At 35.7% G+C, this 12,446-nt stretch carries 12 protein-coding genes; 2 read left to right on the top strand and 10 right to left on the bottom strand.

From position 1 onward, the window contains the following. Nucleotides 1–30: 30 nt before the first annotated feature. The 4 genes from asnS to dinG are packed head-to-tail and all read right to left on the bottom strand — an operon-like array spanning nt 31 to nt 4,791. Nucleotides 31–1,326 (bottom strand): asparagine--tRNA ligase, encoded by a 1,296-nt coding sequence (gene asnS / locus BM260_RS02360; protein WP_093534623.1) that lies wholly within the window; start codon nt 1,324–1,326, stop codon nt 31–33. Between the two features lie 21 nt (nt 1,327–1,347). Next, nucleotides 1,348–1,836 (bottom strand): cell wall elongation regulator TseB-like domain-containing protein, encoded by a 489-nt coding sequence (locus BM260_RS02365; protein WP_093534625.1) that lies wholly within the window; start codon nt 1,834–1,836, stop codon nt 1,348–1,350. A gap of 3 nt (nt 1,837–1,839) precedes the next feature. Then, a complete protein-coding gene (locus BM260_RS02370; RefSeq protein ID WP_093534627.1) occupies nt 1,840–2,010 on the bottom strand; it encodes a YpmA family protein in 171 nt (56 codons plus the stop codon). A gap of 21 nt (nt 2,011–2,031) precedes the next feature. Continuing rightward, a complete protein-coding gene (gene dinG / locus BM260_RS02375; RefSeq protein ID WP_322788053.1) occupies nt 2,032–4,791 on the bottom strand; it encodes an ATP-dependent DNA helicase DinG in 2,760 nt (919 codons plus the stop codon). Nucleotides 4,792–5,185: 394 nt separating this feature from the next. Between dinG and BM260_RS02380 the strand changes: the two genes are divergently transcribed. Beyond that, nucleotides 5,186–5,407, top strand: a complete 222-nt coding sequence (locus tag BM260_RS02380) for a hypothetical protein (RefSeq protein ID WP_093534631.1) — start codon at nt 5,186–5,188, stop codon at nt 5,405–5,407. Nucleotides 5,408–5,448: 41 nt separating this feature from the next. Here the strand turns inward: BM260_RS02380 and BM260_RS02385 are convergent, their stop codons facing one another. The 3 genes from BM260_RS02385 to BM260_RS02395 all read right to left on the bottom strand — a co-directional run bounded on the left by BM260_RS02385 (nt 5,449) and on the right by BM260_RS02395 (nt 8,503). Further along, on the bottom strand, nt 5,449–6,033 hold the full coding sequence (locus BM260_RS02385; protein ID WP_093534633.1) for an AAA family ATPase: 585 nt from the start codon (nt 6,031–6,033) through the stop codon (nt 5,449–5,451). Nucleotides 6,034–6,240: 207 nt separating this feature from the next. Then, nucleotides 6,241–7,446 carry an MFS transporter gene (locus tag BM260_RS02390; RefSeq protein ID WP_093534635.1) on the bottom strand — a complete coding sequence of 402 codons (1,206 nt, stop codon included), beginning with the start codon at nt 7,444–7,446 and terminating at the stop codon, nt 6,241–6,243. Nucleotides 7,447–7,468: 22 nt separating this feature from the next. Continuing rightward, the gene (locus BM260_RS02395) at nt 7,469–8,503 is read right to left on the bottom strand and encodes an ROK family transcriptional regulator (protein WP_407691695.1); all 1,035 of its coding nucleotides are present in this window, start codon (nt 8,501–8,503) and stop codon (nt 7,469–7,471) included. 262 nt (nt 8,504–8,765) lie between these two features. Between BM260_RS02395 and BM260_RS02400 the strand changes: the two genes are divergently transcribed. Then, entirely contained in the window at nt 8,766–9,770 is a 1,005-nt protein-coding gene (locus tag BM260_RS02400; protein WP_093534639.1) for a nucleoid-associated protein, read from the top strand. A 509-nt stretch (nt 9,771–10,279) separates the two neighbouring features. On the opposite strand, the gene panD is transcribed toward BM260_RS02400, so the two are convergent. From panD to panB, 3 genes are read right to left on the bottom strand one after another with little or no spacing between them, the layout of a single operon-like run. After that, the gene (gene panD, locus BM260_RS02405; RefSeq protein ID WP_093534641.1) at nt 10,280–10,663 is read right to left on the bottom strand and encodes an aspartate 1-decarboxylase; all 384 of its coding nucleotides are present in this window, start codon (nt 10,661–10,663) and stop codon (nt 10,280–10,282) included. 3 nt (nt 10,664–10,666) lie between these two features. Next, entirely contained in the window at nt 10,667–11,512 is an 846-nt protein-coding gene (panC, locus tag BM260_RS02410) for a pantoate--beta-alanine ligase (RefSeq protein WP_093534643.1), read from the bottom strand. Next, nucleotides 11,487–12,344, bottom strand: coding sequence for a 3-methyl-2-oxobutanoate hydroxymethyltransferase (panB, locus tag BM260_RS02415; RefSeq protein ID WP_093534645.1), 858 nt, complete (start codon nt 12,342–12,344; stop codon nt 11,487–11,489). The genes panC and panB overlap by 26 nt, the downstream gene beginning before the upstream one ends. Nucleotides 12,345–12,446 lie beyond the last annotated feature (102 nt).

Consider the following 12,446-nt stretch of genomic DNA (forward strand, 5'->3'; position numbering starts at 1 on the left):
CTTTCTCTCTATATAATTTCTATTTACTTTTTATGGGTATAAACGATTTAACAAACGTGGGAACGGAATAGATTCACGGATATGCTCTGACCCACTAAACCATGCTACTGTGCGCTCTAATCCTAATCCAAATCCAGAATGTGGTACAGCCCCTTGTTTACTCAAATCTAAGTACCAAGCATAAGCGGATTCATCTAGGTTATGCTCTTTAATACGCTGTTTCATCAATTCATAATCATGAATACGCTCAGAACCACCAATTACTTCTCCGTACCCTTCAGGAGCGATTAAATCAGCACATAAAACTACATCATCACGTTCTGGATGTGGCTGCATGTAAAATGGTTTAATGCCTATTGGATAGTGAGTAATAAATACTGGTTTGTCAAAGCTTTCTGCGATTGCTGTTTCATGAGGTGATCCAAAATCATCTCCCCACTTAATATCATCAAAGCCTTTTTCTTGTAAAAACTTAATAGCATCATCATACGAAATACGTGGGAATGGTGCTTGAATATTTTCTAATTTAGACGTATCACGACCAAGACGCTCTAATTCAAGTGTACAGTTTTTCAATACTGCCTGCGCAATAAATGAAACATACTGTTCTTGCACTTCTAAGCTTTCTTCAAATTCAACAAAAGCCATTTCTGGTTCAATCATCCAGAATTCGATTAAGTGGCGACGAGTTTTAGATTTCTCTGCACGGAATGTTGGTCCGAAAGAAAATACTTTTCCTAATGCCATAGCCGCTGCTTCCATATATAATTGTCCTGATTGTGAAAGATATGCATCTTCATCAAAATATTTAGTATGGAATAATTCAGAAGTACCTTCTGGCGATGAACCTGTTAAAATAGGTGGATCCATTTTCACAAAACCATTTTCATTAAAGAATTCATATGTAGCACGAATTATTTCGTTACGAATTTTCATAATGGCATGTTGCTTTCTAGAACGTAACCATAAATGACGGTTGTCCATTAGAAATTCCGTACCATGCTCCTTAGGAGTTATAGGGAAATCGACTGCTGCATGAATTACTTCTATTTCTTTTACTTGAAGTTCATATCCAAAAGAAGATCGTTCATCTTTAATCACTTCACCTATTACATACATAGAAGTTTCTTGCGATAAACCTTTTGCAGTTTGGAAGATTTCTTCCCCAACATCTTCTTTTACTACTACACCTTGTACAAAACCAGAACCATCTCGTAATTGTAAAAAGGCAATTTTACCACTTGAGCGCTTATTAGCAAGCCAAGCGCCCATTTTTACTGTTTCTCCAACATGGTTGGCCATATCTTTAATCATGATTTTTTTCATTATACCCTCCAAAATTTTTGACTATAAGTTCGAAATTCGCTTCCACCATTCTCCATTATCAAATAACAAATATACATAATTGAGGTTGTCTTCTGCATTTACATAGGTTATTTCCCACACCGGCCCTATTTCTTCTACACCGAGTTTAGCATGTAAAAGCTTACCTTCTTTAACATCTTTCATCACCAAGTCTACTGCTCGTTGCTCTGATATTCCTTCTTCCAGATTCACTTCCATAATTTTTTCGTCCGATTTCCCATGAGGTAAAAAGTATGCTTTTTCTTCCCCTTTAGCTGTCGAACCAATTACGGTGTAAAAAGTGGAAGTATTGTTATATACGTAAGTTTTATCCACCTGAGCTAGCAAATTGTTCTCCAAAACATACGATTCTGCTTTATCCGTTGCTTCAGAAAATGGACCTTTGGCTTGAAAGTAAATTAATAAGCTAATAACAATCGTTAAACTTAATGCAAAAATAACCATAAATAATAACCACTTTTTAAGTCCCATCTGTTACGTCCTATAAATGGTGAAAACCGCTTTATTTTCATCTTGCTTATCAAGAGCAAGCCCGAACATTAAGTCTTTCTCTTTAAGCGTACGATTCAATACATCGACTATTTTATATAAGTCTGATTGGTAGTCAACTATAACAGTTGATAGCGTTTCTATTTTGTTTTCCATATTCCAACCCGCTTTCTAAAATCATCCTTCATCAGTATACCAATTTTCTAGCTCTAAGACCATATTTTCTAGCGATACTTTCTTAACAGGAATATTAGGAATAGCCTGTAAAAAGTCTCTTCCATATGACTTAGTCTCTATACGTCTGTCCAAGACGATGAAAACGCCTTTATCTGAAGATGATCGAATCAGACGACCGAAACCTTGTCTAAAACGCAACACCGCTTCTGGTAAAGAATAAGCAGAAAATGGATTTTGCCCATTTTTCGTTAACAATTCTGCTCTTTTTTTGAATAATGGATCGTCTGGAGAAGAGAATGGTAACCGAACCATAATGATAACCGATAAGGCATCACCAGGAACATCCACTCCCTCCCAAAAGCTATTCGTCCCAAAAAGAACTGATTTGGAGAACCGCTGGAATGACTTTAATAATCTCATCCTACTTCCAGATGTCATGCCTTGTGCAAAAAGCATATAATCATCCAACAAATGAGTATCTTGTATTAATTCCACAGTTTTACGAAGCATATCTTGGGAGGTAAACAAAACAAAGCATCTACCTTCTGATACAAGAACAGTTTGGACCACTGCTTCCGCAACCGCTTCAATATAATCACTTTGCGATACCTGTTTAATGTCGGGCATATTTTCCACAATTAGCAGTTCCGCTCCACTATAATAATCGCTAGCGGCTTTATACTGATAGATAGGTATTTCTGTACCCAACCCGAGTTGGGTCGTGATGAAATGCCTATTAGAAGGTACCGTAATTGTTCCAGACGTCCAAATAACCGCTCCCACTTCTCGATGCGTCATTAAGGCTTTTCTAATATCTTCTCTATAATTTAGTGGTCTTTTTATAACAGTAAGGCTACCAGGAATACTCCGAGTATCAACTTCTAACCATCTTGCCTCTGTCACTCTGTTCTGTAAGAAAATTTCATCCCATTCACTGACTTTAATGACTAACTCTCTAATCCAATATTGCCATTCATTGATAAATGATTGTATTTTCTCGTCTTCCACATGTTTACTGTATGAGTCAATCATAGATTTGGTAGAAAAGATGAAAACCTGAATCGAATTTGCAACGGAGCGGAAAATAGTTTGGTCTAACTCCAGGTCATCTAATGCTACAGTCTTTTTAGTGCTCTTCCCGTTCCTTTTACTTTTCTGAAGAAAGGCATCAATTACAAAGGAAACAGCCTTATCAAATTTCTCAATGGTTTCTACATATTGCTTTTCTAATTGAATTTGAATAGATAATGGAACATGCAAAAGCTCCAATTTCTGCAACAATTGCTCGGTATCAAGTGTCCCAAATTGTCCTAAAACATATTTCCAATTGGTATAAGAGAAAATACGCTCACCGCGAGACATACTAGCGTGAATCATTTGATGGGCCTCATCGACAATCATTGCACAACCAGCTGTTAATATTGGTTGTTCTCTTTCTTGATCGGTCATTACCATTGCATGATTAGTAACTAAAATATGGCAGTCTTCACTTTTACGAAGAGCTCTTTCATAAAAATCATTTGCTCCTACTTCTTTTTTGTTAGACAAGCTTCCTCTTCTGATTTTATCGACAAATAATTGGCCGCCACCCGAGGCATTAAGCTCAGTTAAATCGCCATCCTCGGTTAAAGTAAGCCATACTAAAATTTGCATAATCGTAAAGGTTTCATCATATGACTCATCTTCCAGTTGAACCTGCTGCCAAAAGCTATACAGATCAATATAATGATGCATTCCTTTTAATGTTGCTACCTTCACATTAGTTTCTAAAATTGCGTTGATCTTTGGTATTTCTTCACTCACCAATTGATCGATCAAATGAGTTGTATATGTACTTATAATTACAGGTCTTTTCTTTTCGAATGAATAGAGGACAGCAGGTAATAGATAGCCTAGTGTTTTACCAATTCCCGTTTCGGCCTCACAAACTATTTCTAATTCATTTGTTAAGGATGCTTGAATTTGATCCATCAATTCAAATTGTCCCTCACGTTCTTCAAAGCTGGGGATACTTTTACTAAATAATTCAATTTTCTTGTCCCGTGTTTCAGGAAATGACAATGAATCGGTTTCTTCATGTTGTTCATCAGAAATTTCCTTTATCGGAATCCCTCGGTAAAGTAGAAAACCTTCTGACACTAGCTGTTTTCTTTTTTCAACAAGTACATCAAAAAATAATATAGATAAATTAGATTTTAACTGAAAGGAACGTTTATGTAATAATTCGATAGTTTTTAGCGGTAGCTTCATTAATTGATCGATACATTTTATAAGCAAATGAGCAGTTGCCAGAGCATCGTCATCAGCTCTATGAGCAGATTCTAAATTGATTTCTAACTCATTTGCTATATCCTGAAGCTTATAACTATAAAGGTTCGGAAACATTAGCTTTGTGAATTCTACCGTATCCATTGTTTTGCATACTAGGTTTGGAAGACCTACTCTCTTTAGTTCCTTCTGAAGGAATGGTAAGTCAAAGTGAATATTGTGAGCGACAAAAATGTGATCCTGCAGCATACCCAATACTTTTGCTCCAATATCCTCAAATAATGGTGCTTTTTCAACATCACTTTCCGCTATATTAGTCAGATCCTGGATAAATAGAGGAATTGGCTTTTCTGGGTTTATAAAAGTCGTATATGTGTTTACCAATTTGTTATTTTCAATAAATACAATTGCAAGCTGAATAATACGGTCACCATTCGTCGATGAGTGGCCTGTTGTTTCAATATCGACAACTGCATATTTATGATTTTCCATCATTCCTCAACTCACAGTCCTTTTGTTCTAAAAAAATTGTACCACATTCACTTTCCAGTGACGAAATTTTAACTTTCAAACAAGATACAAATGGATAAACGGAAAATTCTTAAAATCACGTTCCGATCAATTTCTCTCCATATACTTGCGTAAATACGTTTAAAAAGGAATTAGTATCTTTAAACAATCCTAAAAAGCCTAATTTAATTTGGAAGTATAGACCATATTAATACGTATCCTGGAGTTTCTAAATAACTTTTATAAAAAATAGGATAGAAAAAGAACAGAATAGTCGTAATGATTGGAATTTCCAGAAACTATGGTATAATCAAGCAGTACACAATTGGATTAGTGACTTCCGAGGTTGTCACTCCTTAGAGAGGAGTTCGAGGAAATGTCATCTCAACATTTAAAAAACATGTTGTTATCATTACAACAATTTCAAGATTCTAAAATCTCCATTACAATCAATGACCACAACAATGAAGCCTTATTTACAGTAAGTTTATCAGAAAGTCTATTTCAAGTTACCAATATCAACAATCACAAGACAGAAACTTCCGATAATGTAGATACGGTAGTAGAATATATAGAGAATAATATTTTTACAAATTGACCCTAACTAGTAGGTCTCTTTTTTTTTGAATAAAATTAGTTCTATAACTGTTTTATTTGAATTTTGATTCTGTCCCACCTTTTGCTCAGTTTACTTCTGTTGTCATCTAGTAAACGGATGTCTAACATAGATGCAATGGTCTCAGCTATTCTTTCAATGGACATGTGTTCGGTTTCAATACGATGTTTAAATATATCATTGGATAAGCCTTCTATACACCTTTCTATTTGCAAAGCACCCCAAGAGTGTTTGCTCTCTCCTCTACTTCTCAGTCTCTTTATCAGTGTTTCCTTGGATGCCCAAAGGACAAAATGATTTACTACGACACGATCCTTTCTTAGCTTTGTTATTATTTCTTCAAAGTATTGTGGATTTACAATAGTCATTGGTACAATAATTACCCCATTGTATTCACTCGCTATGTATTTTAACGTAGTATAATTTAGTTCTCTCCAGACACTGTGATCTTGGAAATCCGGTTTACTAAGCTCAGTTGGAATATTTTTGTTAATAAAAAAACCCGTTTTTTCTGGATCAAAGACAACAGAATTAGGAATCCTACGATGTAATTCATATGAAGTCTGCGTTTTCCCTGAACCAAATGCCCCGTTTATCCATATAATCATAAAATCACCTTTTCTTTAATGAATGATCAACTTACTACACTCATTACTAAATTCATAAGTTCCAAAATTATTATATACAACACTTATTCAACCTTTTAAGCTGAAAATCCTTTTATTTACTGCTGAATAACAAAAAAAAGAAAATGAAGTATGTATTTCATTTTCTACAAGCTATGAATAATGGAATTTTGAATTTTGATCATTCCTTTAGTATGCATTCTTCCTCCCTAGTATTATATTAAGTTTTTCTGAGCTTAATAGCATTGCTACAGCAAAAATGACAATAACAATCGGGAAAATCCCAATAGTCATCTGAGAAGCCATGAAACCAAGAAGTGGTGGCATGAATGTTGTGCCCGTATAAGCAAACGCCATTTGATAGCCCATAATCGTCTGAGAATGCTTTTTCCCAAAACGTGTTGGTGTTTCATGCAACATACACGGAAATATCGGCGCTAATCCTAATCCGACAATTATAAATCCGACAAATGAGAAAGCGGACGGTAACGGTAAAACTAATATTATGGCACCACTCAATGCTATTAACTGCCCCCACCTAATGAGCGTACGGTTGGTAACTTTATAAGTGATAAAACCTGTTATTAATCTTCCAACAGTTATCCCTGCGTAATAAAAAGAGATCCAACCGGCAGCTGTTGCTACACTTATTCCTTTAATATTTACCAAGAAACTACTTCCCCAAAGACCCACAGTTGCTTCAACTCCACAATAAAAAAAGAATGTAGTCAGAGCCCATTTTACTCCTTTAGTTTGAAGTGGCTTTGTATTAGTCTCTTTTTCATTAATTACATCTTTTAGCTCGTCAATTTCCTCTAGTAAACGATCATTTCTTTTTACTTTTACTTTTTTCCATAAAGGCAAAGTGAAGAAAAGAATAATAACTAATGCAAACTGAATAGCTGCAATAAGAAAATATCCATTTCTCCAAGAACTAGAACTGTCCCCTGATATAAACTGAGCCATAATAATCGGACCTAAAGTAGCTCCGACTCCCCAAAAACAATGTAACCAACTCATATGCCTCGCCTTGTAATTTACAGCTACATAATCGTTTAACCCCGTATCTACAGCCCCAGCTCCTAATCCAAGTGGAACAGCACAAACCATTAACCAAACAATCGATGGAGCAAAATGAAATCCAAGCAAGGCAACAGCGGTCATTAATACGCTGACAAATGTGACTTTCCCAGTCCCGTACCGTTTGAGAATCCTTCCACTAATAAGACTAGAGATTATTGTGCCACACGCTATGGTCATAAATAATAGTCCAGCAGTCTCGAGTGGAGCTCCCAAGTCCCCTTGCATCACAGGCCAAGCTGCTCCTAATAATGAATCAGGTAAACCTAAACTGATAAAAGCCAAATAGATTATTATTAAAAGAAATGTTGCCATGTTTCACCTCATATACTTCCAATTATTTTATTTCATTCAACATAAGCTCTATCCCTAATCTTTGTAGTCCATATAAATAATCTTGTTTCCAATCACTTATAGTTAGCTCAGGAAGATGTTCTGGTGGAACATAATTAGAACTTGCACTAGTAATTTTTTCTACTAACGCTTCATCCACTTCATCTTTGCAAAAAATGATGGTATGTGGGTTAATGCTTGCTGTAAATGATGCTACTAATCGGCTAATCGGATCAATCTGATAATCTTGAGAAAAAGGAGCTTCTTTAGATTCAGTTCCGTTGTTTTCTAACGCTTGCCATAAATTCTGCTCATCATACTGAGGGACGAACGAAATCTCCCCAGCGAAAAATGTACTCCCACGCACCACATCTCCATTTATCAAAAAACCTGCACCAGGACCATTTTGACCTATATACAAATATACAAGGGAGGGATTGTTCTTCCCCCCCATATAATGGTGATATCCGAGTACGGCAGCATTCATATCGTTCTCAACAACCACAGGTATCGAAAAATGATTTTCATAAAATCCTTTAATATCAAAATTTTGAAAGTTCACATATCCAGGTATATGAAAAATCCTTCCATTATCAACAGAACCAGGTACCCCTATTGCGATAGAGCTAATTTTTGGGTATTCTGCTATTAATTTTTCCATGCTCATAGTTAATAGCTGTAAGCCACCTTCCACTAATACACTTGGAATTCCCCCCCGTTCTTTCACCTCTCCCACACAATTAAAAATCGCATAATTTGTTTCTTGCCTCTCTAAAAAAATGGAAAGACCAAGCGTATGCTCAGGATTGTACTTATACCTTTTTGCTCGTCTACCTCCACTGGATTCATCTAAACCGACTGAAATAACCTCTCCACTCTTCTCCATTTGAGCAAGAAACTTACTTATAGTTGGGAAACTAATGTCTAATTTGTCGCAGAGTTCAGCTTTTGTTGCACTTTCAAACTCTAAAAGCGACTTCCTAATACTCGAAAGAATTACTTTCCTCACAGACTTTGGAGTAGCATTCACTAACTCCACCTCCTACTTAAATATACTTATTAAAGAACTTTAATAAGTATTGTTGATAATATACCATAGAAAATTATTGGAAACAACTACTATAATTTTTATTTTCAAATAATTCTTTTTTCTTACAATCACACGAATAAATAACCTCTATTACTCTGTTTCCTGATTAAAAATTGAATCCCTACATTACTTTTTTAATTAATTCATGAAAATCTGATGCGAAGTATGATATGGTAAATTGTCTACAATTAAAGATTAGAAGGTGAACACCGTGCTAGAAGTAAGTGAAAGTAAATTATCGAAATATGTTGTACATCACGTCGGCGATACGCTTGTACTAGGCGATGAAGCACTCTCCCAACCTGAAACGATGTTGGAAGCGGCTTTTACTCAATTAGCTTTTAACAAAATTGATTTGGAGCAACAATTCGAGTTTTTCCACGAATCAGACATAGGATTGAATGAAGTATATACGTATGTAAACTCCATATTTGATCAGGATACTAGTTTCCTAGAGCAATCCAACCATATTGCCACTCATTTAAAAAGTGTTTCTCAGCATCCAAATATTAAACACGGAGATTTATTCATAGGGTTATTTGATAATTGCCTATGGCATAACGAAGTGAAAAAAGCAATAGCTATCGTCAAAATTGATGAAAAAGAAATGTTTTTAGATGTGAAAAATGAGCAAAATAAAATGGTTGTGAATGGCATTGACGGAATTAATGTAAAAAAAATCAATAATATGGCGGTCATCATGGACATGGGTCCAGACGTAGCACCAGCTGTCTTTATGAAAACAAAAAAGAAAGAAGATGTCGTATACTGGCAAGAGCGTTTTTTGAAGATTAAAGTAGCAGATGAGCATTATCACAAAACAGAGTTAGCTTTAACAGAATGTAAAAAGTATATTATTAAGGAAGAAAACTATACGAATACCGAGAAATTGGGTTATTTGAATAAGACACTCGAATACTTTAGAAATGAAGAAGAGTTCCAGGTAGATAATTATATTGACACAGTCTTTGAAAAAACAGATTCAGTTCAAAAAGATATAATTGTCAATTCAGTAAAACCATATGAAACGATCATTTCTGAAAGTGCCATTGCAAAAGCAGAAAAAACGTATAAACGTAAAATTAAATTAGATTCCAATATTGAAATTCAAGTGAATGTACGAGATATTGAACAAGTCAATGAGCTGATTGAAGTTGGCTATGATGAAGCTACAAATCGGAAGTTTTATAAAATCTATTTCCAAGAAGAAATGTAATCCAAGATAAACATACTAGTATAAAGTTTAGTCTGCAGAGAATAAGAGGAGATGGGCAAAGGACACGCCACAATTCTCTTAGATCCTGTATTCTTCACTATATTATTACCGAATGTATTTAAAGGGATACTGGATGTGACGGATGTCACAACCAATATCCCTTTTTTCGGTAATTTTATGGAGTTTGCTTCTTCAAGTCCCATGTATCTAGTGTAGGCAAAAGAAAACCAAATTTCTATAACTGTTTACACTTTCAACTTTCTTCGCTTGTCTCGCATGGAGTGATTTCATAGCATAACGCGCTATAGGTTGTGCGATTAACATTTCAATCCAAAATTCTCGGCCACACATGCAAGAATTTTCTAAACAAGTATTAAACCTATTACATCGATAATCTATACATAATTTGTCGAACAATTTTAAAAAGAAGAAGTAGCCGATTAGATATAAATAGCCTGCCATTCAAGTCAGTGTCACTGATTTGAACGGCAGGCGTATTTTGTATTCAATTACATAACTGTTGCTTCGGGTTCGTAATGGATGATTTGTTTGATAGAATTATCTTCATTCATAATCGCCACTGTCGGCTTATGTGATTGTGCTTCTTCATTCATCACATATGCATACGATAGTATGATTACTACATCCCCACGTTGAACTAGCCGTGCAGCTGCTCCATTTACACAAATAACACCACTACCTCTTTCACCTGAGATAATATATGTCTCAAAACGTGCACCGTTATTATTATTTACTATATGCACTTTTTCGTTAGGTAACATACCTACAGCATCTAGTATATTCTGATCTATTGTAATACTTCCTACATAATTTAAATCAGCTTCCGTTACTACTGCTCGGTGGATCTTCCCATTTAACATCATTCGCAGCATATATTACACATCCTTTTTTTCTTTTAAAATATTATCTATCAAACGTGCCTTCTCAAAAAATACGGCTGTCGCAAACAGTACTTCCTTCGTATCATCTGTAACTGACTGTAACGTTGGATAAGATAATGCTTCTAAATAATCAATCTTACCAGAGGTGTTGCTCTCAATATGCTCTTTCCCTTTTGCAATTGCCGCTGGTAAGTCATTTGTTTTTTCCCATGTTTCTGTAGCTAATTGCAAAGCTTTATACAAATGAACTGCTTCTAATCGTTCTTGTTCGCTTAAAAATACATTCCGCGAGCTCTTAGCAAGTCCATCAAGCTCCCTCACTGTCTGTACCCGAACTATTTCTACTGGGAAATTATACGCATTCACAAATGTCTCAATAATAGCTAGTTGTTGTGCATCCTTTTGTCCAAAGTATGCCTTCGTTGGCTGAACAAGATTAAATAATTTAGTAATTACCTTTAGGACACCATCAAAATGTCCTGGTCTACTTTCACCACATAGCTTAGTGGAAAGATTTCCTACCCCTATAGAGATACCACTTTCAAAAGGATACATTTCCTTTGCACTTGGAACAAATAATACATCTACTCCAGCATCTGTAGCTAGTTGTGTATCACTTTCAATATCTCTTGGATATCTGTCTAAATCTTCATTTGGACCAAACTGAGCAGGATTCACGAAAATACTTGCCACGACTATGTCATTATCGATTCTAGCCTTAGTTAATAAGGCTAGATGTCCTTCGTGCAAATAGCCCATTGTGGGAACGAAACCTATCGTTTTGTCTTTATTTAGTTCGATTATTTGTTTTAGCTCATTTATCGTTTGTATTGTTTGCATGATTGCCTCCATATAGTGCGGAAAGTTGCTCTTCCTTCATCGTAAAGGAATGTTCTACCGTTGGGAAAGTACCATTTTTAACTTCCTCTACATATTGCTTAATACCAGCTAAAATTGGTTCCCCAACATTTGCAAATTCCTTCACAAATTTAGGAATATGATGTGTACCATACTTTACCATATCATGAAAAACTAACACTTGCCCGTCAGCTTGTGCACCTGCTCCAATACCAATAGTAGGAATGGTAAGAGCCTTAGAAATAGTGTCAGTCAGTTGATGTGGAATACACTCTAAAACGACGGCACAAGCCCCAGCTTTTTCACATAGTTTTGCGTCTTCTATTAACTTTTCTGCTGCTGCTGCAGTTTTTCCTTGTACTTTATATCCACCTAGTACACCCGCAGATTGAGGCAACAAACCTAGATGAGCGATAACTGGAATACCGGCAAACGTCAATTTTTCAATGACTGGCAATACATCATCCGCACCTTCGAGTTTCACAGCCTGTGCACCCGTTTGCTGCATAAGTTGAACCGCATTAGTTAATGCTGAATCCAATGAACCGTGAAACGTCCCAAAAGGCATATCGACCACTACAAAAGTATCCTTCGCACCGCGTCTAACTGCTTTTCCATGATGAATCATATCGTCCATCGTTACGAAAACAGTAGAGTCATAGCCTAAAACGACCATACCTAGTGAATCACCCACAAGAATCATATCCATTCCTGCTTCTTCCGCAAATTTAGCGGTCGGAAAATCATAAGCTGTCATCATCGTAATTTTCTCGTCGTTTTTTTTCATACTAATAAAGTTACTCGTTGTTTTCATACAAAATCCCTCCATTTGTGGTGAAGAGAAAACCATATAAAAGCCCTTCTATTCCGAAATGGACAGAAGGGCAGAAAAATTGTATTCATAGGTTTTCCCGTC

Origin of the sequence: Psychrobacillus psychrotolerans (assembly GCF_900115805.1) — a bacterium.
GTDB lineage: Bacteria > Bacillota > Bacilli > Bacillales_A > Planococcaceae > Psychrobacillus > Psychrobacillus psychrotolerans.

Coding starts and splice junctions, on each gene's coding strand:
- asnS (WP_093534623.1), bottom strand. CDS start 1,326: ATGAAAAAAATCATGATTAAAGATATGGCCAACCATGTTGGAGAAACA.
- BM260_RS02365 (WP_093534625.1), bottom strand. CDS start 1,836: ATGGGACTTAAAAAGTGGTTATTATTTATGGTTATTTTTGCATTAAGT.
- BM260_RS02370 (WP_093534627.1), bottom strand. CDS start 2,010: ATGGAAAACAAAATAGAAACGCTATCAACTGTTATAGTTGACTACCAA.
- dinG (WP_322788053.1), bottom strand. CDS start 4,791: ATGGAAAATCATAAATATGCAGTTGTCGATATTGAAACAACAGGCCAC.
- BM260_RS02380 (WP_093534631.1), top strand. CDS start 5,186: ATGTCATCTCAACATTTAAAAAACATGTTGTTATCATTACAACAATTT.
- BM260_RS02385 (WP_093534633.1), bottom strand. CDS start 6,033: ATGATTATATGGATAAACGGGGCATTTGGTTCAGGGAAAACGCAGACT.
- BM260_RS02390 (WP_093534635.1), bottom strand. CDS start 7,446: ATGGCAACATTTCTTTTAATAATAATCTATTTGGCTTTTATCAGTTTA.
- panD (WP_093534641.1), bottom strand. CDS start 10,663: ATGCTGCGAATGATGTTAAATGGGAAGATCCACCGAGCAGTAGTAACG.
- panC (WP_093534643.1), bottom strand. CDS start 11,512: ATGCAAACAATACAAACGATAAATGAGCTAAAACAAATAATCGAACTA.
- panB (WP_093534645.1), bottom strand. CDS start 12,344: ATGAAAACAACGAGTAACTTTATTAGTATGAAAAAAAACGACGAGAAA.